A 23,734-nucleotide genomic window follows, 5' to 3' on the forward strand; every position below is an offset into this window, starting at 1 on the left:
ATTAAAAAAGTCGCAGGGTTCTCTTATTTTTATATAGATTTTAACTACAAATTAGCACGAATGTCCGAAGCCAATTTCTCAAATTCATCTTTAGTTAATGACACTTTTCTTTGAAAACGCATATCGTCCATATCGTGTAACGGAATTAAATGCACATGTGTATGTGGCACTTCAAGTCCAACAACAGCAACACCAATTCGTTTGCATTCTACTGTTTTTTCAACCGCTTTGGCAACTGTTCTGGAAAATTTCATTAAGCCCAAATACAACTCTTCATCCATATCAAAAATCTTATTGATTTCTTGTTTAGGAATACAAAGTGTGTGTCCTTTTGCATTTGGATTTACATCTAAAAAAGCCAAATAATTTTCATCCTCGGCTATTTTATAACACGGTATTTCTCTGTTGACTATTTTGGTAAATATTGAACTCATTACGGATTTAATTTTTTAAAAAGCCCTTCGACTGCGCTCAGGGTGACAAATGTTAATCACGTGAAATCTCCAGAACTTCAAAGTTTAATTTCCCGTTTGGAACGGTAATTTCAGCAACCTGCCCAACTGATTTTCCTAATAATCCTTTACCAATTGGTGACGTAACAGAAATTTTTCCGGATTTTAAATCCGCTTCGCTTTCGGCAACCAACGTATATTTCAACTCCATTCCATTAGCTTGGTTTTTAATTTTTACATTAGATAAAACCAAAACTTTTGAAACATCAAGATGTGTTTCGTCTATTAATCTAGCGTTTGAATGCACTTCTTCTAGCTTGGCAATTCTCATTTCCAGCATTCCTTGCGCCTCTTTTGCTGCGTCATATTCTGCATTCTCCGACAAATCTCCTTTGTCTCTTGCTTCAGCAATAGCTTGTGAAGCTTTAGGTCTTTCTATGCTTTTTAATTGATCTAATTCATCTCTCAATTTCTTTAATCCTTCAACTGTGTAATACGATACTGTACTCATGATTTCCTCTTTTATATAAATAGAAAAAATCCCATCGCAACGGGATTTCTTTTTGCAAAGATATTATTTTAATTTTATTTCAAAATTGTTGGCGTTTTTTTAACGCTTGTCAAAGTTAATTAATTTAAATTTGTTTCGCTATGTATTTCAAATAATTTTAATATGAGGAAGATTTTAATTCTGTTGGTATTCTTTACACTTATCATCGGTTGTGATGGTGGAAGTATTAATAACAACAATCCAAACATCCCTAATTATCAGGTTAATTTACAACTCAATTTGAGTTTGCCTGCTTATAGCAATTTACAATTCCCGAGCAATCATATTGTAGATTATTCTCCAGGTTCCGGTGCCAGAGGAATTGTAGTTTTTAACAGTGGCAGCGGATTTAATGCTTTTGATTTGGCATGTCCGAATCAGCCTTACAACACGTGCACATCACCGATGACTATTACAGGTATTGAAGCAAAATGTACTTGCGACAATACGACTTACAATTTATTTTCAGGTCAATCGCCGGGACAGCCTTATCCTATGAAACAATACCGAGTGCAAGTTAGCGGCGGTTATTTATATGTTACCAATTAATATAAAAAGCTCCTCCCGAGACTTCGGGATAAGGGATTTTTATTTTAAAACTTCAGTGTTGCTCCCACTAAAAAATTAGTTCCTGCTTGTGGATAATAGCCTGTTCCCTCTATAGTTGTTGTAACTCCAGGCGTTGAAAAATCATCATCATACGTATAGAAATAACCATTCGATTCATATTCGTAATCAAAGATATTGTTTACTAATCCTGAAAAAAGAATCGATTTTATTCCCTTATTGATATTCCATAAATAGGTTACATTCAAATCGTGCACGTTGTATGATTTCAAAGCAGACGCTTGTGAATCAATATTTCCCATGAATTGTTTTCCGACAAACTTATTTAAAAAGGTAAGATTTAGATTTTTGATTGGCGAATACGTTGTGGCATTTCCAAAAACAATATCCGGAGAAAAAGCAATATTGGTGTTTCCCAAATTTTGCAAAATCCCATCACGCTGAAAATAGAAATCTTTATTCTTGTTCTGGCTCAAAGTAATATTAGGCTGAAAAGTCAGTTTGTTTATTGCTTTGATTACCGATTCTATTTCGATTCCGTAACGATAACTGTGACCACTATTGGTAAAAATTGGCGAACCAACATCGTTTAACGCTCCAGTTAAAACCAACTGATCTTTGTACTGCATATAAAAAGCATTCGTGTTTACTGTTAGTTTTTTAGCAATGTATTTCCATCCAAATTCATAATCAAACAGACGTTCAGGCTTTATGCTTCCATTTTCGTAATCATCACGTCTTGGTTCTTTATTGGCAATTCCGGCGTAAGCATAAATCGCGCTTTTGGAATTCAATTGATAATTGATTCCCGCTTTTGGATTAAAAAATCGGAACGTATCATGTACATCCGCAAAGGCTTCACTGGTTGCTTTGTAAAAAACCATTCGATACTGCAAATCGGCAAAGAAATTTATCTTTCCGAATGTCTGCGATGCTTTAGCGTAGAAATTTAAATCGTCTTTATTTCCATAATTATCATAATAACGATTTGAGTTTGGAACATAAAACTGCGTCCAAACTACTTCTCCATAATGCTTCCCTAAATATCGGTTGGCTGCTCCACCAAACAAAATATCAGTTTTGTTATTCTTATAATTCAAAGAAAATGTTGTTCCGAAAAAATCATTATCTAACCATTTTTGTCTCACTAAATCAGCGGTTGCATTTCCTTGAAAATCAGGCAAATTATAATCGGCTAAATCTGCATCTTCACGGAATTGCTCGTAATATCCTTTTCCTAAAGTATAATGAAGCGCAACATTCGACGTCCATTTTTCACACCATTTTTCAGACCAATGCAATTGAAAATGATGCTGCCAATAATTATCGGTTTCATTGTCATAGAATTTGGTGTTCCCATTTATATCAGTATACATTCCGACCGAATTGAACGTTCTGTCATGTTCTAACAGATACGTATCTTCAAGTCCGTTCCATGCCTGATAGGTTTTTTCTTTTCCGCCAAAGGCAAGGAATTGTACTGATGTTGATTTTTTTATATAATTAATATTGAAAAAATAGCCAAACATATTTGTTGAAGCTCTGTCAATATAACCATCTGATGCAATTTGTGAAATTCTTCCGTTGATTTCTATATTATCGTACAAGCCAGTTCCGAAAGCTAAAGTGTGTTTTCTGGTTCCGAAACTTCCGCCGGAATTTGAGATTTCTGCATATGCTTTTTCCTGAAAGGATTTTGTTTGCATGTTTAAACTCGCACCAAAAGCACCTGCGCCATTCGTTGAAGTTCCAACGCCACGCTGCAATTGAACACTTTCTAATGAACTCGCAAAATCGGGCAAGTCAACAAAATAAGTGCCTTGACTTTCGCTGTCATTAAAAGGAACTCCGTTCAGCGTTACGTTAATTCTCGAACCATCAGCGCCACGAACTCGCATATAAGTGTAACCAACACCATTTCCGGCATCCGTTGTGGTAACAACCGAAGGCAAATAGTTTAATAAAATTGGAATGTCCTGCCCCAGATTTCGTGGTGCAAGCTCTTCTTTGGTCACATTGGTAAACGTAACCGGATTTTTTTTGTTGGCGCGAACTCCGGAAACCAAGACCTCATCAAGTTGGTTGACTTTGGTGGTGTCTTGTACTTTTTCTTGTGAAAAGGAGAGGAAAGAGCAAAGAGCAAAGAACAAAGAAAGAATTGTCTTTTCTCTTGCTTCTTGCTTCTTGCTTCTCAAGTTGAATAAAATTTCCATTCGTAAATTGTTTACGAATAAAAAGAGGTAATTATTCTTTGTTAAAAATTGATGTTGTTTCCTGTGACAAAGAGATTCTGAAACAAGTTCAGAATGACAAACTAAGTCACTTTTCCTTAAACAGCATTACCTGTTCTAAGTTCATTGGGTATAATCTCAGCTCGTTATTTAGAGCACCCCTTTTGAGACGGAACAAAAATAACATTATAATTGATAATAATCAAAAAGAAGTTTTAAAAACTATTAAGTTCATTATTATTAAAACGCGAAGCCACTTGACTCTAAGATGTAGAAATTATTTTCCTAATTGTAATTTCAATAAGATATTTTTAAGCTATCTAATTCATTAATTGAAATATCTGGAAATGCAGAGGGAGATTTTATTAGTTTTATTAAAACTAAATTTCCTGTTCTTTTAGCTTCTTTTTTGGATTTAAAAGAAATCTTTTTGTTTACTGCTGGTATGTTTTCTTGTATAATTAATTCTTTCCCGGCGTATTTTATTTTATAACCCCAGCCATTAGATGTTGCAAAAGTTGTTACAAAATTTTGGTGGGATTTACAACTCAAAAAAAGAAATATGATAATGCTAAGGAACAATAATTTTTTTACTGATTTTTTTACCATTTATTATATTGTTTAATTGCAAAATATAAACTCCTGATTGAAGATTATGATATACACTAGCACTTTTTAAATCATCATTAAGTAGAGAAGATAATACATTTTGTCCTGCTAAATTATATACTGTCAACTGATAATTACTAAAAGATTGATGTGAATAAAATAAAATTTTGTCTTTTTCAACTACTGTTTCAAGTGTTTGATTTTGAAATTCAGAAGTAGAGAGTGATGGCTCCCACTTATAAAAAGTGCTTACAGCCGCATAGGTAAAGGAACGTCCATTTCCAATATAAGCTTTATCATTTAAGGTAAATGTAGAAACAAAAATCCTTCCACCTGCTGTAAAATCATCTACTTGTGTCCAAGAGTCTGTCCCCTCATTATATTTCCATATATCACTTTGGAAGGTTCCGCTAAAGCCAAGACCGATGTAGCTATTATTGGCAACTGTAAAACCAATCCCGTAATGTCTTGCACCACCTGGAAAATTGTTTTTGGGCGTCCAAGTATCATTTGCTGGATCATACATAAAAACAGCATTTGTACTAATTCCGCTTGATGTTGCAGGATTATTTATAGTTCCTGTAGCCAAATACCCTTTGCCATTTAGAACAAAACTTGAAGTATCATATAGATGAAAATTGTAATTTATATTTTGCAATTGAGTCCAACTATCTGTGCTTGGATCAAATTTATAAAACTCAGTCTTTCTACTATAGGAAAGTCCCAAACCAACATAAGCATAACCATTGATACTAAATGTAATTAGAGCTTCTCTGTTTCCAGCAGGATAATTAGTGATTTGTGTCCAAGTATTTGTTACAGGCTCATATTTCCAAAAATCATCATGTAGAACTCCTGTCGAATTACTATCGTCTCTGCCAGTACCCACATAACCATAATCTCCTATAGAAAAGCCAGAAGCAACTCTGCGATTTCCACCACCAAAATTAGCTTTTTGTGACCAAGTATCGGTTATTGGGTTATATTCCCATGTTGACTGTCTGGTTACAGTTCCGTTTTGTCCAGTCGTTACATATCCTTTATTATTGATAGAAAATGATACAGCTCCCCATGTACTTTCTCCCATACTTGCCACTTGTGTCCATGTTTGTGCATTTAGATAGTTTACAGTCAATAAGCCAATCATTATTAAAATATAGGATTTCACTTTTTTAATCATAAGTATATTAATATATAATTAGTTGGCAAAAGTAGCTAAAAATTAAATTTCAGGTTTCTTTCTGTTTTCTTTAATTTCTGAAACAACAGATTTGTCTTTGAGTCGTTTTTCGACAACTGCTTTTGGAATTTTGGTTGCTTTCCTTTTTTTGGGAACAATCAAAGCTTTTTCGATTAAGTCTAAAAAACGCTTTGTGACGATTGTTTTGTTTTTGAGTTGACTTCTGTCTTCGTCACAGTTTAAAATCAGTAGATTTTCGGAAGTTAATTTCGTAGCTAATTTGGTTGCAATCAAAACTTTTTCTTCTTCGTTTAACGCTTGAGAAGTATTCAAATCAAAAGTCAGGACAACTTTAGAAGAAACTTTATTTACATTTTGTCCTCCTGGACCGGAGCTTCTGACTGCTTTAAAATTTAGTTCAGCAATGATTTTTTCAGTTTCCATTTTGTGGTTGATGCGCAGGTTTTAGCAAATCGTTTACGGTTTTGACCGGATTAAAAGTTACCAACGGAACTTCAACAAAAACGGTAATCCATTTTGCCATGGCACCATTCCAAAGTCCAGGTAATTCGTAGCCTTTTAAGTCTTTTCCTTTATTGTTTTTATGAACGATAAAACCAGTACTCATGTCTATAAATTGCGTTAAATCAAATTTTTCTCCACGATAGTTTTTGGTAGCACAAACTAAATCCACCGGATTAAAATGGGTGGCTTTTGCCAATATTGCCACCTGTTCCGGATTGTGATTGTCAACCTGCGAACTTTCTACAATTTGCAACGAGACATTGCCTTTATAACTTGTTACCCAAAATGGTCCACCGCCGGGTTCGCCTTCATTTTTCACCATTCCGCAAACTCTAATCGGACGGTTTAATTTGTTTTTTATAAACTCTAATTTATTCTCAATAGTATATTTATGGAAATCTTTCAAAACATCAATATTTAATTTTTGCTCTATGAATGCAATGATTTCAGGAATATTTCTTTCTGCTATTTCATCATTTTCTACTGCTTTCAGAATTTTGAAAATCTGTTGCTGCAAATCGAGTAAAATGCCTGCCAATCCTTTTTTATACAACGTTATTTCCTGAATATGATTCTGAATTACATTGTCAATATTTTTGATAAAAAGCACATCAGCATCAAGATTATTTAGATTATTAATCAATGCGCCATGACCACCGGGACGAAAAACTAACTGACCATTTTCATTGCGAAATGGCTCATTTCCTGGCGTAACCGAAATCGTGTCTGTACTTTTATCTTGATGGGAATAGCTCACATGGAGTGTTGTTTTAGACTTTTCTACAACTTTATGTTTTACCCTGTCAATTATAGTTTGGAATAAATCTTCATGATGATCAGAAACAGTAAAGTGCAAATGTGAAACCGATTTCGAGCTGGCATAAAAAGCACATTCATTTAGATGCTCTTCAACTGGCGTTGTAATTTCTGTGTCGTATTTATGGAAATCCAAAATGCCTTTTGGCTTATTGCAAAAATCGAAATGTTCCGGCGACAACATAGTTTTAATGAACCTATAACTTTTCTCGTGGCTTTCTAAAGAATAATAATCCGGATATAGCTCTTTTAATTTTGCTTTTATTTCTTCATAGAATGGAAACTTCTCAATTCCGGCAAGAAATATTGGTAAATTTTTGTCCTTTTTTCTGTTTATGTAAGCATTTATCGTTTCATTTTCATGATCAAAATCGTTAAGAAACTCGCTTAAAAATTTAAACATTCTGCTCGCTGCGCCTGAAGCCGGAACAAACTTTTTGAGCTTTAATTTATCTTTTTTGGAATCAAAAAAATCGGCGTATTTTTGAAACTCTTCGTTTGATAATTTTACAATTCCATCATTTATAGTAGCAGGTTTTTCGAGCGTGATTTTTGGAATTCCCAATTGAAACAACAAAAGTTCACCTTCGATTTTATCCAAAGAAATACCTAAAGCTTTGATTTGTGCAAAGTCTGCTTCTGAAAAACCGTACTGTTTTATTAAACTATCTTTTGTTGTAATGTTTTCTTCCATTCTAAATAACCAAAAATGGCAATTATTGTAAAAATTAAATACTGAATACTCGTAAACGAATATCCTTTGACAAAATACATCGGAATGGATATGATATCACCAATAATCCATAAAATCCAATTCTCGATTTTCCGTCTCGCCATCAACCACATTCCGACAAAGAAAATTCCGGTAACCAAGGTATCAACGTATGATGTCCAGTGGGTAAATTTATCAAAAAATGTGTAAACAGCTACCACAAATCCTATCGTTAACACAAAAATGACAACGGAACCTTTCTTTTCGTAAGTATTCATTCTCGAAATAGGGAATTCGACTACATCATCTTTTTTTCGTGTCCAATGATACCAGCCATAAATGCTCATTACTACATAGTAAAAATTAATCATCATGTCGCCCAGCAACGACCATTTCCAAAGCAAATAGACATAAATTGCCGTGTTGATAATTCCTGTTGGGAAAACCCAAATGTTATCTTTTTTTGCATACCAAACGCTCAACAACCCGAAAACAATAGCAGTTACTTCCAGCACGATTTCATAGGTTGGATAGTCTTTGTATTGATTAAAAAGGAATTCGAACATTAGCCAAAAAAGTTTAGGTCATTTTCAAACGCCGTTCCAATTACGACTAAATCGGCACCAGCAGCATAAGCTTCATCTATTTGTTTTTTGGAACGGATTCCGCCGCCAACAATCAATGGTGCAGAAATTCTGTTCGAAACTTCTTTTATGATTTCAATCGGAACCGCATTTTGTGCTCCGCTTCCTGCTTCGAGATAGATTACTTTGTTTCCGATTAATTCGCCAGCTTTTGCCGTTTGGGCAACGTATTCGGCATTGGTTTTTGACAAGGGTTTGGTTTTACTTACGCGTTCAACAGCTGTTTCGCTTCCACTTTCTATTAAAATATAACCAGTAGAAATGATTTCCAACTTGGTCTTTTCCAAAATTGGAACTGCGTTAATTTGATGCTCCACTAAATAATCAGGATTCCTTCCCGAAAGCAGCATCAGGAATAAAATTCCATCAGCTTCGGCCGAAATCTGCGATGGATTTCCGGGGAAAAGCAGAATCGGTAATTTGATTTCTGATTTTAATTCAATAATAATTTCATCCAAATGATGGCCATCAAACGAACTTCCGCCAACAAAAATATGAGTAGCTGGAGACTGCTTTATTTTTTCTGTCAAAACTGAAATACTTTCCACAGCAACTTTATCCGGATCGATTAAAATGGCTAAGAGTTTTTGGTTCTTTAATTTTGCTTCAAATATGTAATTGTAGATTTTTCCCATTATTTCTTTTCACCCGAGGCAAAGCCGAACGGAACGGAGTTAAAAGCACACACATAAACATAGTTTTCAATAAAGTCGAATACAATATCAAAGTGTTCGACTTTGCTATTTACACGTAATTCGACGGTGCATTTCTTATCTGCCAAATTGAAATCATCCTCAAAAATGTGGTCTTTAAAACTAATGCCAATTTCGTTTTTGATTTTAAAAACAGCTTCCTTCACACCCCAAACCACGGTTGCTTTTATCATCTCCTCTTCCTTTGAAAGATTTTCTAAATGCGAAACATCCATATAACGCGGTGCGAGTTTTAGTGTTTTGTCTTTTAGGATTTCTAAATCGGCACCAATATTAACATCGCTTAAAACAATCACCGAAAAGTCATTCGAATGCGATATCGAGATGTGTTTACCATCATTTAAATGTGGTTTGCCAAACTCATCATAGTACAAATCAAAGTCGGTATAACCCGCTTCCATCAATAATCTTCTGACAGCCAAAAACCCTTTTTGATGGCTTTCGGCTTTCATGCTTTCTACTCGTGCTAACGAAACATCTTTTAGGGCAAGACTGCGAAACAGTTCGTCAAAGGTTTCGGTTATTTTCCAAACCAGCAAATGCGTGTAATCGTTTAACGCTATTGTTTTTAGTAGAGGCATTCGAGTTTTAAATTATCTGTTTGTATTTCAGAAAATTAAGTGGCTAAACAATTCATAAAAAAACAGAAAACGCTTTTTTAATTCTAACCTATGTTGTAATTTTGCACCGAAATAAAAAAAACAAATATACATAATAGATGAGTACACAAACATTACCTTATGTAGCTTTTAAAGTGAAAGATATTTCGCTTGCAGCTTGGGGAAGAAAAGAAATTGAATTGGCAGAAGCCGAAATGCCTGGATTAATGGCTCTTAGAGCTGAATACAAAAACGAACAACCTTTAAAAGGGGCACGTATTGCTGGTTGTCTTCACATGACAATTCAAACGGCTGTTCTTATTGAAACATTAATTGCTCTTGGAGCTGAAGTTACTTGGTCATCTTGTAACATTTTCTCTACTCAGGATCAGGCTGCTGCAGCTATTGCTGCTGCTGGAATTCAGGTTTATGCTTGGAAAGGTCTTGATGAAGAGTCTTTCGATTGGTGTATTGAGCAAACCTTATTCTTTGGTGAAGACAGAAAACCATTGAACATGATTTTGGATGATGGTGGTGATTTAACCAATATGGTTATTGACCGTTTCCCAGAATTGGTTGCTGGAATCAAAGGTTTATCAGAAGAAACTACAACTGGTGTTCACCGTTTATACGAAAGAGTAAAAGCCGGAACATTACCAATGCCTGCAATCAACGTTAATGATTCGGTTACTAAATCGAAATTTGATAACAAATACGGTTGTAAAGAATCGGCTGTTGATGCTGTTCGTAGAGCAACTGACTTAATGTTAGCCGGAAAAAGAGTAATCGTTTGTGGCTATGGCGACGTTGGAAAAGGAACTGCGGCTTCTTTCCGTGGTGCTGGCTCTATTGTAACGGTTACTGAAATTGATCCAATTTGTGCTTTACAAGCAGCAATGGACGGTTTTGAAGTTAAAAAATTAAACACTGTTGTTGAAAATGCTGATATCATCATCACTACAACCGGAAATAAAGACATCGTTTTAGGTTCTCATTTCGAGAAAATGAAAGACAAAACTATCGTTTGTAACATTGGTCACTTTGATAACGAAATTGATATGGCTTGGTTGAACAAAAACCATGGTGCGTCTAAAGTAGAAATCAAATCACAAGTTGATAAATATACTATCGCAGGAAAAGATATCATCATTTTGGCTGAAGGTCGTTTGGTAAACCTAGGTTGTGCTACAGGTCACCCAAGTTTTGTAATGAGTAACTCCTTTACAAACCAAACTTTAGCTCAAATTGAATTATGGAAAAACAGTGCAGCATACAACAATGAAGTTTATATGTTACCAAAACATTTAGATGAAAAAGTAGCGATGTTACACTTAGCAAAATTAGGAGTTGAATTGGAAACTTTAAGAGCCGACCAAGCGGAATATATTGGTGTTGAAGTTCAAGGACCGTTTAAGCCGGAGTATTATAGATACTAGTCCAAATTTGTCATTCCCGCGCAGGCGGGAATCTCATCCTATAAAAAAGAAACCCTTGCAGTGATGTGAGGGTTTTTTGTTTGCTGGAAGGACTTAATCTTATAAATTATCAGAAACAATATGTAACTGCTATTTTGGTTTTCGGTCGTAACTTTAATATAAAAAATCGTATTAATCATTAAGTTAAAAATATCATGGACTCAGATTATATCATTGAACGACTCAGGGCAGCACCCTACAGATACGCAACCTTACAGGCATTGCAACGAATATTGGAAAATATGGCCGACTACATGAGAGACCAGATTATAGAAAAGCTAAAAAAGGAAATAAGGAAAGAAGAGAACTCAGATATTTACCATCTGTTGGCTGATTTATTACACAAAAGGCCGCTCTCTTCATAAATGGGTTTTTGGTTAGTTTTTTATTTGACCCATGCAGTGATGTGAGGGTTTTTTGTTTTCAATCCCGTTAGGGATCTAATATGTGTAGCTAAATAATCAATGTAAAATAAAGTCCCTTTAGGGACGATATAATGGACTGACACAAAAGACAAATCCTAACTAGCCCCGATTGTAGCGTAAATCATCTTTGTCAAAGTAAAACTTTGACAAAGATATTGTAACGAAAAGCGGGAACATGGATACCAAAAATGCCGGAACCATTCGCTCCTGAAAAATAAAGCTAGACCTGTCAGGTTTATGAAACCTGACAGGTCTAAAAACAAAAAACCCATTTCTTTCGAAATGGGTTTTTATAGTATAAATAAATCTAATCCTTATGCTTCAAACGGAAGTATAGAAACGTATGATTTATTATCTTTTTTCTTTTGGAACTTAACAACTCCATCTACTCTTGCGTGTAGCGTGTGATCTTTGCTAATGTAAACATTTGCACCTGGATTGTGTTTAGAACCTCTTTGTCTAACAATGATGTTACCTGCAATTGCAGCTTGACCACCATAAATCTTAACGCCTAAACGTTTTGATTCTGATTCTCTACCATTCTTAGAACTACCGACACCTTTTTTGTGAGCCATGACGTATGAGTTATATTGTTATTATTCTTGTGTATCTTCTTTTTTAGCTTTTGGAGCTGCTTTTTTTGGAGCTGCTTCATCTGCTGGCTTTTCTACTTTAGGAGCTTTTGCTTTTTTAGGAGCTTCTACTTCTTCAGTTGCTGCTACTGTCGCTTTTTCTGCTTTAGAAGCTGCTTTTTTACTTCCGGTTGCAGATATACCTTCAATCACGATTTGTGTTAGGTATTGTCTGTGACCATTTCTCTTTTTGTAACCTTTTCTTCTTTTCTTTTTGAAAATGATTACTTTATCTCCTTTTAAGTGTGATATCACTTTGGCTTCTACTGAAGCACCTTCTATAGCTGGGGCGCCTAAAGTAATGCTACCATTATCGTCTAATAAAAGAACTTTGTCAAAAGAAACTTTTGAACCTTCTTCATTAGCCAATCGGTGAACATAAACCTTTAAGTCTTTGCTTACTTTGAATTGTTGCCCTGCTATCTCTACGATTGCATACATATTGTTATTATTTAATTTTTTTAAGTGGGCAAATATACGACTATTTTCCACACACGCAACCCTTACGCAAAAAAAAATTAGTGTTAACAATCAGGAGGTTATCGAACAGAAATATTTTTAAGGAAATAAATAAAAAAAGATACCTTTGGTGTAACAAATTAAACGGTTAGACAACTAACTGAACAATCAACTGAAAAAATTTAATTTTTTATGAAAAATTCATTAATCGCTTTAAGTTCAATGCTTATGCTTGGAGGAGTAGCTCACGCCCAAAAGGTCGCTTTTGAGGAGTACGATTTGCCAAATGGTCTTCATGTAATTTTACACAATGACTCATCGGCACCTGTTGTAATTACCTCTGTTATGTATCACGTAGGTGCAAAAGATGAAAATCCGGAAAGAACTGGATTTGCTCACTTTTTTGAACATTTATTGTTCGAAGGAACCGAAAACATCAAACGTGGTGAATGGTTTAAAATGGTAACTTCAAACGGAGGAACTAACAACGCCAACACCACAGAAGACAGAACCTATTATTTCGAAGTTTTCCCTTCGAATAATACAGAATTAGGTTTGTGGATGGAATCAGAAAGATTGATGCATCCGGTTATCAACCAAATTGGAGTTGATACACAAAACGAAGTAGTAAAAGAAGAAAAGAGACTTCGTGTTGACAATCAACCATACGGAAATCTAATTGCCGAGGTAAAGAAAAACATGTTTAAAGTTCACCCATACCGTTGGGCAACTATCGGTTCTATGGAACATTTAGACGCGGCAACTTTAAAAGAGTTTCAAGATTTTAACAAAAAATTCTATTCTCCAAACAATGCGGTTCTAGTTGTTGCCGGGCAAATTGACATTGCACAAACAAAAGCTTGGGTTCAAAAATATTTTGGACCAATTCCAAGAGGAGTTGAATTAAAAAAACAAACTTTCACAGAAGCACCAATTACTGAAACAATCAAAGCACAATACGAAGATCCAAACATCCAAAAACCAATGGTGGTTGCAGCGTATAGAATTCCATCTATGAAAACTCGTGATGCAAGAGTTTTAGATATGATTTCTACTTATTTAAGCAATGGTAAAAGTTCTAAATTATACAAAAAAATCGTTGACGATAAGAAAATGGCTTTGCAAATCGGAGCATTCAATTATGCGCAAGAAGATTACGGACAATATATTCTTTACGGAATGCCACAAGGAGATTTCACCTCAGCTGACATAATCAAAGAAGTTGATGAAGAAATTGTGAAATTACAAACGGATTTAATTTCTGAAAAAGATTTTCAAAAATTACAAAACATAAACGAAAGCAATTATGTTGACGAAAATTCAGGCATTGAAGGTGTTGCAGAAAACTTAGCAACATACTATTTATTGTATGGAGATGTTAATTTGATTAATACAAATATCGACATCTTACGCTCTGTAACTCGTGAAGAAATGAGAGACGCTGCTAAAAAATATCTTAATCCAAACCAACGTTTGATTTTGGATTATGTACCTGCAAAAGACAAAGCTGATAACAAACAATAAACAGTAAGAAAATGAAAAAATCAATTATAGTATTATCAAGCTTGTTTTTAACCGTTATTATGCAAGCACAAGACAGAACACAACCGAAACCTGGCCCATCGCCAACAATTAATATTAAAAAACCTGAAACTTTTGCGTTGCCAAACGGATTAAAAGTTTTAGTAGTTGAAAACCACAAACTTCCTAGAGTTTCATTCAATTTAAGTATTGACAATGCTCCTTATGCTGAAGGAAACAAAAAAGGAGTTGATGATTTAACCAGTAGCCTAATCGGAAACGGTTCAACAAAAACATCAAAAGATGCTTTTAATGAAGAAATCGATTTTATGGGAGCTGATATCAATTTCTTTTCTTCTGGAGCTGCTGCCAACGGATTGTCTAAATATTCGAAAAGAATTTTAGAGTTGATGGCTGAAGGTGCTTTGACACCAAATTTCACTCAGGAAGAGTTTGAGAAAGAAAAAGAAAAACTTATCGACGGATTAAAAACACAAGAAAAAAGTGTTCCTGTAGTTGCCGGAAGAGTTGAAAATGTTTTGGCTTATGGTAAAAATCATCCATCAGGAGAATATTTATCTGAAGAAACTATTAATAATGTTACGTTAGCTGATGTAAAAGCAAATTATGCATCTTACTTCGTTCCGGAACGTGCTTATTTAGTAATCGTTGGTGATGTGAAAACAAAAGATGTGAAAAAAATGGTTGAAAAACTATTTGGTTCATGGGTAAAAGCTACTGCACCAAGATTAACGTATTCTAATCCAAGCAACGTTCAGTATACACAAATCAATTTTGTAGATATGCCAAATGCGGTTCAATCAGAAATCTCATTGGTTAACACTGTAAATTTAAAAATGTCAGATGCTGACTTCTTTCCTGTGATTTTAGCTAACCAAGTTTTTGGTGGTGATTTCAATAGTTATTTGAATATGAATCTGAGAGAAAAACATGGTTGGACTTATGGTGCTCGTTCAAGCGTTGGTTTTGACAAAAACATCTACAGCAAATTCAAAGCAAATGCCCAAGTTAGAAATGCAGTTACAGATAGTTCTGTAGTAGAATCTTTGAAAGAACTAAACAAAATTAGAACTGAGAAAGTTTCAGAAGAAATGTTAAACGGTGTAAAAGCTGGTTACATTGGCCGTTTTGTAATGCAAGTTGAAAAACCGGCTACCGTTGCCCGTTACGCTTTGAATATTGAAACAGAAAGTTTGCCTGCTGATTTTTATGAAAACTATATCAAAAATATCAATGCCGTTACGCCTGAAGATATTATGAGAGTTGCAAACAAATATTTCTTAGCTGATAATTTACGTATCGTAGTTACCGGAAAAGGTTCAGAAGTTATTTCAGGATTGGAAAAACTAAAAATTCCAATGTTCTATTTCGATAAATTCGGTAATCCTACTGAGAAACCAGCTATGAAAAAACCAGTTCCTGCTGGAGTTACAGCAAAAACAGTAATCGATGCTTATGTAGCTGCGATTGGTGGAGACAAAGCGGTGAAAGCAGTTAAATCTATAGCTTATACAGGTTCTACTACAATTCCTCAAGCTCCAATGCCTTTGTCTTACACATCAAAAATGGATAACAAAGGAAGAATGGCTATTGAGCTTTCTATGGCCGGAATGGGTTCTATAATGAAGCAAGTGGTAAACGGAAATACTGGGTACATGATGCAACAAGGGCAGAAAAAAGTTTTAGAAGGTGATGCTCTTGCAAAAATGAAAGAGAGCGCAGTGTTATTCAACGAAACTTTATTGGCCACAAAAGCAGGTGTAACCGTTTCAGGGATTGAGCCAATGAATGGTGCTGATTCTTATGCCGTTGTTGATGGTACTACTACGTATTATTTTGATGTGAAAACAGGTCTGAAAACTGCCGAAGCTTCTATTGAGGAGCAAGGTGGACAAAAAATGACAAGAGTTACAAACTTCAATGATTATAGAGCTGTAAAAGGAGTTCAAGTGCCTTTCAACACTATAATGAATGTTGGTTTTGAATTAGATATCAAAATGAGTGATGTAAAAATCAACGAAGGTGTTTCTGATTCCGATTTTCAATAGTTGAAATTTATTAAATAAAGTAAAGAAGACCGTTAGCAATAGCGGTCTTTTTTATTGTTATAAATTCCAAATGCAAAAAAACAAAATGCAAAAAAATATCAAAAAAGCAAATTTTAAAATATCAAACTAAAAGCTTTGCGCTCTTTGCGCCTTCTTTGTGTTCCGAGGATTCGGGATTTTGGTTAATCTTTCTGCTTTTTATTTCTTACTTGAAAGATAAACGCCAATCAAAATAATAAAAGCACCAATAAACTGCAATGGCGTGAGCATTTCATTATCGAGAAGTCCCCAAAAGAAAGCTACTACTGGAATCAAATAAGTGACTGAAGTTGCAAAAACCGGAGACGAAATTTGTATCAATTTGTAAAAAAGCACATTGGCAATACCTGTCCCTATTATTCCCAAAACCGCCACAAAAATCATGGCATGTTGTACTTTTTCTACATGAACAACGGTAAAGAAATCGGTAAAAGAGAGAACTAGTAAAGCCGGAAACAACATCACTAAAAAGTTACCAACCGTTATGGTTAGTGGTTTTAAATCGGATAAATATTTTTTTATGAAATTCACATTCATCGCATAACAAATCGACGCAATCAATACCAATATGGTGTACCAATAATTCTGATTTGGATTATGAATAGCTCCGTTAAAAATCAATAACATCGTCCCGATTAATCCAACGATTACTCCAAAAATTTGTGTTCGTTTAAAATCCAAACCAAAAACAATCGCGCCTAAAATTAGGGTATTCAAAGGCGTTAAAGAATTGAGTATCGAACTCACTGAACTGTTAATCTCTGTTTGGGCAATTGCAAAAAGATACGCCGGAATAAATGTTCCGAATAAAGAAGTCAGTGCAATATACTTCCACTTGTGTAGCGGGATTGTGGTTATGTTTTTAAAACCAATAATCAAAAGAAAAATGGCGCAAAAAATTATTCTCAAAGAACCCAACTGAAAAGGATCTAATCCGGCTAATCCTTTTTTAATAAGTATAAAAGAACTCCCCCAAATTAGAGCAAGAGCAACTAGTATAACCCATTTTAACTGCAGTGATTTCATATTAAGATATCTATTGATTTTTATTCGTTATATGTAATTCGCTCTTGAATTTCTTCTATAATTTGTTACGTTTACGTAAGCTCATTTCATATATGTTTTTCAAGACATCAAATTTTGTAATTATTTTAAGAATAATCACTTTTATTTTTTACTAATTTTGTCCATGATTAAAATAATCATAACTAATAAATTCTAAAATTATGAATTTCACCAAATCGCTATTAACTTTTGGTCTTGCCTCAACCTTACTTCTTAGCTGTAAAGATACTGGAAGCAAACCTGTTTCAGGAACAGATGAAACTAACACTAAAAAAGAAGTTGCTGTTGCTGCAAAACCGGAAACTGCAAGTTTCAAAATTGAAGGAATGACATGCGCCATGGGTTGTGCTAAAACCATTGAAACTAAATTATCAAAAATGGATGGCGTTCAAAAAGCAACCGTTGATTTTGATAAAAAAGAAGCAACCGTTGATTTTGATGCTTCAGTTTTAACTCCGGAAAAATTAACAAAAGCGGTTGAAACTACAGGTGATGGTGAAACTTACAAAGTTTCGGGAATGCAGACAAAAGGGAAAGTATAACTTCAAAAATATATTATAAAAAAGTCCTCTTATTAAAAAATGAGAGGACTTTTTATTTCCATTTAATAGTTTCCAACAAACGCTGCATGTCATTTTTTACATAATCCGCTGCCGGCATAATAGAATCAAATTTAGGTTTGGCATAGAAATATACTGAACCAGTTACAAAATGCTTGATGCTATCCGTGGCGTAAAATTGGGCGTTTGTAGCTGCATTTCCATCAACTTGATAAAACATTCCGTATACTTTATTGCCATTATTTATGTAGGGCTGTTCTAAAATATCATCCGCTTTTATAACGTGTTCGTAAGTTAGTTTTTGTGCGTCTCTCAACAATTTATTAATGTCGCCGTTTACCGTTTTATAGGTCAAATATATTGTCGCTTTCATTTTTGGATACTCTATTGAGAAGCCACAATTTTTATCTTCTTTGATAATGGCATCATCATTCATTTCAAATTCAAAAGGACAATGATTGCTGAATGAGGCATATTTAGCAACCGGATAATCCAATCGCAATTGGCTTGCGGGCTTTGGCAAAACATCATCTTTACAACCGTTGGCAAAAACCAAAAGCAATGCTATTCCAAAAAACCCGTTGATTTTTTTTGTCATTTTTAACTTATTCGAGAGTTACTTTTAATTGCTTTATTCTTTTCTTATCGACCGCTTCAATGGTGAAACGCACATCTGAAAAATGAATTTTCTGTCCTTTTTTGGGGAAATTACCTAAAATTTCTAATATAAATCCGGCCAATGTTTCAGCTTCGCCTTTGCTACTTTCAAACAGTTCCTCATTAACATCAACTATTCGATAAAAATCTTTGAGGTTTATTTTTCCTTCAAACAGGAAATTCTTATCGTCAATTTGGGAGAAATTCAAATTTTCATCATCAAACTCATCCGAAATATCGCCAACAATTTCTTCGATTACATCTTCTAGCGAAACCAATCCCGAAGTTCCGCCATACTCATCGACCACAATTGCCAAATGACTTTTTTTGCTTTGGAATTCTTTTAACAAATCGTCCAACTTCTTATTTTCGGGTACAAAAAAGGGTTCTCGTATCAGTGTATTCCAGTCGAATTCCTTTTTATTAATATGTGTAATCAAATCTTTGACAAACAAAACGCCCTCAATATGATCGATGCTTTCTCTGTAAACTGGAATCCTGGAATAACCTTTGTCCACTATTTTAGTGTAAATCTCGGCAAAAGTTTCTTCCATTTCAAGTGCAAAAATATCAATTCTTGGACTCATGACTTGCTTTGTATCTGTATTCCCAAACGAAACGATACCTTCTAATATTTTTTGTTCTTCCGAAGTCGTGTCTTCTGTAGACGTTAATCCCAATGCCTGGGATAATTGATCTACCGAAATATTTGATTTTTGCTTTCCTAATTTATCATGCAAATAAATACTCACCGAGCGCATTGGCAGACTTATTGGCGAAAGCAATTTGTCTAACAACGATAACGGATTGGCAACAAACTTTGAGAATCGGATATTGTTTCTGCTTGCGTAAATTTTTGGTAATACTTCACCAAATAAAAGAATAAGAAAGGTTACGAGTATTACCTCAACTATAAACTTTAGAATTGGAGATTCTATTGCTGAAAAAAGATTGTTCCCAACAAAAGAGAAAATTATCACAACGCCAATATGACTGAAATTATTTGCTACCAATATGGTTGCCAAAAGTTTCTTTGGTCGTTGCAGCAATTTCGAAATTAGGTTAGCTTTTGAAGAATCTTCTTCTGATAGGGTGTTTAAGTCTTGTTGCGTGAGAGAAAAAAGAGCAACTTCTGCGGCAGAAACCATGGCAGAACAAAATAGAAGAAACGTAATAGCTATAATTCCAAAAAGTAAATTGGTATCTATAGTTGCTAAAAAATTAGTACTGGGCTCAAAGTCCAATGAAGTAAAGATTAGTTAAACAATATCAGAACGGCAAATCGTTTTCGGGAGTTGCAAGATTGGGCGTTTCAAAATTAGTGCTTTTTGGCTCTAAATGTTGTGTTGTTTTTAATCCGTCAACTTCTTTTTTGGTAGTCAAAAATGTAAATTCGGTAACTTGTATTTCGGTAGTATATTTTGTCGTCCCATCTTCGGCTTGCCATTGGCGCGATTTAATTCTGCCTTCAACATATATTTTATCCCCTTTTGATAAATACTTTTCGCAAATTTCGGCAGCTTTATTTCTTACTACTAAATTATGCCATTCGGTAGAGGTGATTTTTTCGTTAGTTTGCTTGTTGATATACACTTCATTGGTCGCTAAAGGAAAACGGCCTATACAATTTCCACCATCAAAGTAATGCATCTTTACTTCGTCACCAAGATGACCAATTAACATTACTTTATTTAAGGTGCCATTCATATTTTCAACTAAATTTAGCTTCCCTCAAATTTACTACTTTTTTTGAAGATTAGAAACATTCTTTTTCAATAAAATTATAAATAACAATAGGAAATGGGAATTTAGAAGCTGATTTACAATCTATTCCACTGAGCAGTGCTCCTTCAACCTTAACTTTCCAGAATTTTATAGACAGATGTTGGTGCGAAAGTTTATGAACAATACCTTCGGGATTGCATAATTGAATTTCCTGAATAGCGTTTTCAACAAAACTTTGATTTTGAATTAACTCCAAAACCGTTTTGTCAGTTTCTGCTGCATTAGTTTCAAGCAATGGAAATTCATATAAATTGTGCCAGATTCCTTTTTTGGTTCTCTTGCTAATAATCGTATTTTCATTCTCATCCAAAAAAACCAAATAATTAAAATAGCGTTTGGTGACTTTAGTCTTTTTAGATTTTACCGGAAGTTGTGAGACTTTACCTTTTTGCAAAGCCAAACAGCTATCATTAAAAACGCAAACGCCACAATCCGGATTTTTTGGCACACATTGCAAAGCGCCGAACTCCATTATGGCTTGGTTAAATATATTGGCGTTGCCTTTTGGCAATAATTCAGCTGCTAATTGTGTAAACTCTTTTTTGGCTCCAGCCGAAGCGATATCGGTTTCCACATCAAAATAACGCGACAAAACTCTAAAAACATTTCCGTCAACTACAGGAACATTTTCATTGTAGGCAAACGATGCTATTGCGGCCGCTGTATATTCTCCAATTCCTTTTAAATGCAATAATGCCGCATAGGTTTTTGGAAATTCACCATTGAGTTCAAAAGCAATTTGTTTCGCTGTTTTATGCAAATTTCTAGCTCTGGAATAATAGCCCAAACCTTGCCACAATTTTAGCACTTCTTCTTCATCGGCATTTGCCAAATCAAAAACCGTAGGAAATGCTTTTGTAAAACGCAAATAATAAGGCAATCCTTGAGCAACCCGTGTTTGTTGAAGCATGATTTCTGAAAGCCAAATCGTGTAGGGATTTGTGTCGTTTCGCCACGGCAAATCACGTTTGCTTTGTAAATACCATTGGATAAGTGTTTTAGAGAATCTCATAGTTAAATTGTGGATTGCAAAAATAAATCTTTATGTGATTAAATTTTAATAGATTATGCTTGAAATATTGTTTTTATTATTCATATATTTGCAACCTCAAAAAAATCACATAATTAATATTAAATACGAAAGAAAATGACGAAAGCAGATATCGTAGCAAAGATTTCAGAAAGAAAAGGACTTGAAAAAGGAGATGTTCAAGCAGTAGTTGAAGCGTTTATGGAAGAAGTAAAAACTTCTTTAGAAACTGGAGACAATGTTTATTTAAGAGGATTTGGTAGTTTTATTATCAAAACTAGAGCTGAAAAAACTGGTAGAAACATTTCAAAAAATACGACAATCAAAATTCCAGCACACAATATTCCAGCATTCAAACCTGCAAAAGTATTTGTAGAAGCTATAAAAACTAATACTGAAGTAGCAGTATAAACTCATTTATTAATCACAAAATAACCAACGTATGCCAAGTGGTAAAAAAAGAAAGAGACATAAGGTAGCAACGCACAAACGTAAAAAACGTGCGAGAGCTAACCGACACAAAAAGAAAAAGTAGTTTTAAACTACTTTTCTTTTTTTAGAAAACGTTCATTGAAATTGGAATCGAAAGATTCCGCCGGGTAATAACAATACCTGTTTAAAATGTTTAATCCATCTGTACCAAAAGGTTTAGGGTTTAGGGTTCATGGTTTATGGTTCTTAACTATAAACTACAAACCATAAACTACAAACACCAAATACAGATAAAAATTTACAAAGTGAATAAAGAACTTATCATTAGATCTAGTGATGACGCTGTAGATTTTGCCTTATTAAAAGATGGAAAACTAATTGAATTACACAAAGAAAAAGAAACAAGCAACTTCCAGGTTGGCGATATTTTTATTGCCAAAATAAGGAAACCTGTTGCCGGATTGAATGCTGCTTTTGTAAATGTAGGCTACGAAAAAGATGCGTTTTTACATTATCAGGATTTAGGTCCAAGTTTCGCTTCTTATTTGAAATTCATAAAACTTGTAAGCGCAGGTAAACTAAAAGATTTCTCCCTAAAAAACTTCCAGTTTGAGAAAGAAATTGACAAAGATGGTGCAGTAGCAGACTTACTGAGTGCCAACCAGTCAATATTAGTACAAGTAGTAAAAGAACCTATTTCTACAAAAGGTCCGAGAATAAGCTGTGAGCTTTCATTCGCCGGACGATTTTTAGTTTTAGTGCCTTTTTCGGATCGCGTTTCTGTTTCGCAAAAAATAGAATCCAAAGAAGAAAAAGACCGTCTTAAAAAACTTGTACAATCTATCAAACAAAGGGGTTTTGGTGTTATTGTGAGAACAGTAGCAGAAGGCAAAAACATAGCCGAATTAGAAAAAGATTTGCAGAACTTAATGAATAGATGGACTGCAATGAGTAAAAAATTACCAACTGCACATCATCCATCCAAAGTATTGGGAGAGCTTAACAAAGCTTCTTCGATACTTAGAGATGTATTCAACGATACTTTTACCAGTATTCAAATTGATGATGAAGAGTTGTACCAAGAAACAAAGGACTATTTAGCCGAAATAGCTCCAGAGAAACAAAAAATTGTTAAATTTTATCAATCGAAAGACACGCAATTGTTTGAAAAATACCATATCGAAAGACAAATAAAAACCTCTTTTGGACGAACAGTATCCATGAGTAAAGGCGCATATTTGATTATAGAACACACTGAAGCTTTACACGTTATTGACGTGAATAGCGGAAACCGTTCTAACAAAGCCAACAATCAAGAAGATACTGCCATGGAAGTTAATATGATAGCCGCAGCAGAAATCGCAAGACAATTACGTCTTCGGGATATGGGCGGAATCATCGTAGTCGATTTTATCGACATGAAAGATCCAGATAATCGCCAAGTGTTGTTCAACTTCCTTAGAGAAGAAATGAGCGATGATAAAGCCAAACACAAAATCTTACCGCCAAGTAAATTTGGATTAGTCCAAATCACTAGACAAAGAGTAAGACCAGAAGTAAATATTGAAACAAGAGAAGAAAATCCAAATAATTTGACGAGCGACATTGATGCGCCAATTCAGATTATCGACACGATTGCCTTTTCTCTTGAAAAAATAATTAAAGACCATAAAAAAGTGACCTTAAATGTTCATCCATTTGTGGCAGCATACCTTACCAAAGGTTTTCCATCATTACGTTCAAAATGGTTTTTTGAACATAAAAAGTGGGTGAAAATCATACCTCGTGACGCTTACACGTATTTTGAGTACCAATTCTTCGATGGTGAAGGAAAGGAAATCAAGCAATAAATAAGAAACCGCCTTGCTAAAGCTTGGCGGTTTTTTTATTAGAAGCTGTTTCCGGCTTTTCACTACAATCTTTTTGTAAAAACAAAAAGGATTTCCGTTTCAATCCGGGCTAGGGGTTTTGATTTCAAAATTTTATT

The 23,734-nt window shown here is 34.5% G+C and carries 24 protein-coding genes and 1 riboswitch; of the genes, 7 read left to right on the plus strand and 17 right to left on the minus strand.

Annotated elements, in window-relative coordinates:
* Positions 1-44 precede the first annotated feature (44 nt).
* Entirely contained in the window at positions 45-434 is a 390-nt protein-coding gene (locus tag RMN97_RS11315) for an HIT family protein (protein ID WP_309614632.1), read from the minus strand.
* 52 nt (positions 435-486) lie between these two features.
* Entirely contained in the window at positions 487-963 is a 477-nt protein-coding gene (greA, locus tag RMN97_RS11320) for a transcription elongation factor GreA (protein ID WP_309614633.1), read from the minus strand.
* Positions 964-1,125: 162 nt separating this feature from the next.
* Here greA and RMN97_RS11325 point away from each other — a divergent pair, with 162 nt between their 5' ends.
* On the plus strand, positions 1,126-1,551 hold the full coding sequence (locus RMN97_RS11325; RefSeq protein ID WP_309614634.1) for a hypothetical protein: 426 nt from the start codon (positions 1,126-1,128) through the stop codon (positions 1,549-1,551).
* A 44-nt stretch (positions 1,552-1,595) separates the two neighbouring features.
* Here the strand turns inward: RMN97_RS11325 and RMN97_RS11330 are convergent, their stop codons facing one another.
* The 8 genes from RMN97_RS11330 to RMN97_RS11365 all read right to left on the minus strand — a co-directional run bounded on the left by RMN97_RS11330 (position 1,596) and on the right by RMN97_RS11365 (position 9,580).
* Positions 1,596-3,782: a TonB-dependent receptor domain-containing protein gene (locus RMN97_RS11330; protein WP_309614635.1), complete on the minus strand. Its 2,187-nt coding sequence runs from the start codon at positions 3,780-3,782 to the stop codon at positions 1,596-1,598.
* Between the two features lie 94 nt (positions 3,783-3,876).
* A riboswitch (TPP riboswitch) is annotated at positions 3,877-3,973 on the minus strand.
* 124 nt (positions 3,974-4,097) lie between these two features.
* Complete coding sequence (locus tag RMN97_RS11335) at positions 4,098-4,409, minus strand: DUF4907 domain-containing protein (protein ID WP_309614636.1); 312 nt, start codon at positions 4,407-4,409, stop codon at positions 4,098-4,100.
* Entirely contained in the window at positions 4,372-5,577 is a 1,206-nt protein-coding gene (locus RMN97_RS11340) for a kelch repeat-containing protein (protein WP_309614637.1), read from the minus strand. The genes RMN97_RS11335 and RMN97_RS11340 overlap by 38 nt, the downstream gene beginning before the upstream one ends.
* Positions 5,578-5,631: 54 nt before the next feature.
* Positions 5,632-6,033 carry an alternative ribosome rescue aminoacyl-tRNA hydrolase ArfB gene (arfB, locus tag RMN97_RS11345; RefSeq protein WP_309614638.1) on the minus strand — a complete coding sequence of 134 codons (402 nt, stop codon included), beginning with the start codon at positions 6,031-6,033 and terminating at the stop codon, positions 5,632-5,634.
* Positions 6,023-7,624 (minus strand): DUF4301 family protein, encoded by a 1,602-nt coding sequence (locus tag RMN97_RS11350; protein ID WP_309614639.1) that lies wholly within the window; start codon positions 7,622-7,624, stop codon positions 6,023-6,025. Before RMN97_RS11350 ends, arfB begins: the two co-directional genes overlap by 11 nt.
* Positions 7,591-8,208, minus strand: coding sequence for a nicotinamide riboside transporter PnuC (gene pnuC / locus RMN97_RS11355; protein WP_309614640.1), 618 nt, complete (start codon positions 8,206-8,208; stop codon positions 7,591-7,593). Before pnuC ends, RMN97_RS11350 begins: the two co-directional genes overlap by 34 nt.
* Positions 8,208-8,921, minus strand: coding sequence for a geranylgeranylglyceryl/heptaprenylglyceryl phosphate synthase (locus tag RMN97_RS11360; RefSeq protein WP_309614641.1), 714 nt, complete (start codon positions 8,919-8,921; stop codon positions 8,208-8,210). The genes pnuC and RMN97_RS11360 overlap by 1 nt, the downstream gene beginning before the upstream one ends.
* Positions 8,921-9,580 (minus strand): 4-phosphopantetheinyl transferase, encoded by a 660-nt coding sequence (locus tag RMN97_RS11365; RefSeq protein ID WP_309614642.1) that lies wholly within the window; start codon positions 9,578-9,580, stop codon positions 8,921-8,923. Before RMN97_RS11365 ends, RMN97_RS11360 begins: the two co-directional genes overlap by 1 nt.
* 137 nt (positions 9,581-9,717) lie before the next feature.
* Here RMN97_RS11365 and ahcY point away from each other — a divergent pair, with 137 nt between their 5' ends.
* Positions 9,718-11,034 carry an adenosylhomocysteinase gene (gene ahcY, locus RMN97_RS11370; RefSeq protein WP_309614643.1) on the plus strand — a complete coding sequence of 439 codons (1,317 nt, stop codon included), beginning with the start codon at positions 9,718-9,720 and terminating at the stop codon, positions 11,032-11,034.
* A 778-nt stretch (positions 11,035-11,812) separates the two neighbouring features.
* Here ahcY and rpmA read toward each other — a convergent pair.
* Together rpmA and rplU are read right to left on the minus strand one after the other, a co-directional pair.
* Positions 11,813-12,073 (minus strand): 50S ribosomal protein L27, encoded by a 261-nt coding sequence (rpmA, locus tag RMN97_RS11375; RefSeq protein WP_309614644.1) that lies wholly within the window; start codon positions 12,071-12,073, stop codon positions 11,813-11,815.
* 21 nt (positions 12,074-12,094) lie between these two features.
* On the minus strand, positions 12,095-12,571 hold the full coding sequence (gene rplU / locus RMN97_RS11380; protein WP_309614645.1) for a 50S ribosomal protein L21: 477 nt from the start codon (positions 12,569-12,571) through the stop codon (positions 12,095-12,097).
* A gap of 210 nt (positions 12,572-12,781) precedes the next feature.
* On the opposite strand from rplU, the gene RMN97_RS11385 reads away from it, so the two are divergent.
* Together RMN97_RS11385 and RMN97_RS11390 are read left to right on the plus strand one after the other, a co-directional pair.
* Positions 12,782-14,113, plus strand: a complete 1,332-nt coding sequence (locus RMN97_RS11385; RefSeq protein ID WP_309614646.1) for a pitrilysin family protein — start codon at positions 12,782-12,784, stop codon at positions 14,111-14,113.
* Between the two features lie 11 nt (positions 14,114-14,124).
* Entirely contained in the window at positions 14,125-16,179 is a 2,055-nt protein-coding gene (locus tag RMN97_RS11390; protein WP_309614647.1) for a pitrilysin family protein, read from the plus strand.
* A gap of 198 nt (positions 16,180-16,377) precedes the next feature.
* On the opposite strand, the gene RMN97_RS11395 is transcribed toward RMN97_RS11390, so the two are convergent.
* Positions 16,378-17,244, minus strand: coding sequence for a DMT family transporter (locus RMN97_RS11395; RefSeq protein ID WP_309614648.1), 867 nt, complete (start codon positions 17,242-17,244; stop codon positions 16,378-16,380).
* A 200-nt stretch (positions 17,245-17,444) separates the two neighbouring features.
* Here RMN97_RS11395 and RMN97_RS11400 point away from each other — a divergent pair, with 200 nt between their 5' ends.
* The gene (locus RMN97_RS11400; protein WP_309614649.1) at positions 17,445-17,825 is read left to right on the plus strand and encodes a heavy metal-associated domain-containing protein; all 381 of its coding nucleotides are present in this window, start codon (positions 17,445-17,447) and stop codon (positions 17,823-17,825) included.
* A gap of 52 nt (positions 17,826-17,877) precedes the next feature.
* Here the strand turns inward: RMN97_RS11400 and gldD are convergent, their stop codons facing one another.
* From gldD to mutY, 4 genes are read right to left on the minus strand one after another with little or no spacing between them, the layout of a single operon-like run.
* On the minus strand, positions 17,878-18,441 hold the full coding sequence (gldD, locus tag RMN97_RS11405) for a gliding motility lipoprotein GldD (RefSeq protein ID WP_309614650.1): 564 nt from the start codon (positions 18,439-18,441) through the stop codon (positions 17,878-17,880).
* A gap of 7 nt (positions 18,442-18,448) precedes the next feature.
* Complete coding sequence (locus RMN97_RS11410; RefSeq protein WP_309614651.1) at positions 18,449-19,744, minus strand: gliding motility-associated protein GldE; 1,296 nt, start codon at positions 19,742-19,744, stop codon at positions 18,449-18,451.
* Positions 19,745-19,769: 25 nt separating this feature from the next.
* The gene (locus tag RMN97_RS11415; RefSeq protein ID WP_309614652.1) at positions 19,770-20,207 is read right to left on the minus strand and encodes a single-stranded DNA-binding protein; all 438 of its coding nucleotides are present in this window, start codon (positions 20,205-20,207) and stop codon (positions 19,770-19,772) included.
* 49 nt (positions 20,208-20,256) lie between these two features.
* Positions 20,257-21,297, minus strand: coding sequence for an A/G-specific adenine glycosylase (gene mutY, locus RMN97_RS11420; RefSeq protein ID WP_309614653.1), 1,041 nt, complete (start codon positions 21,295-21,297; stop codon positions 20,257-20,259).
* A gap of 135 nt (positions 21,298-21,432) precedes the next feature.
* Between mutY and RMN97_RS11425 the strand changes: the two genes are divergently transcribed.
* Positions 21,433-21,726, plus strand: a complete 294-nt coding sequence (locus RMN97_RS11425; RefSeq protein ID WP_290284092.1) for an HU family DNA-binding protein — start codon at positions 21,433-21,435, stop codon at positions 21,724-21,726.
* 326 nt (positions 21,727-22,052) lie between these two features.
* Entirely contained in the window at positions 22,053-23,597 is a 1,545-nt protein-coding gene (locus RMN97_RS11430; RefSeq protein ID WP_309614654.1) for a ribonuclease E/G, read from the plus strand.
* Positions 23,598-23,734: the final 137 nt, after the last annotated feature.

The organism is Flavobacterium sp. (assembly GCF_031381455.1).
GTDB lineage: Bacteria > Bacteroidota > Bacteroidia > Flavobacteriales > Flavobacteriaceae > Flavobacterium.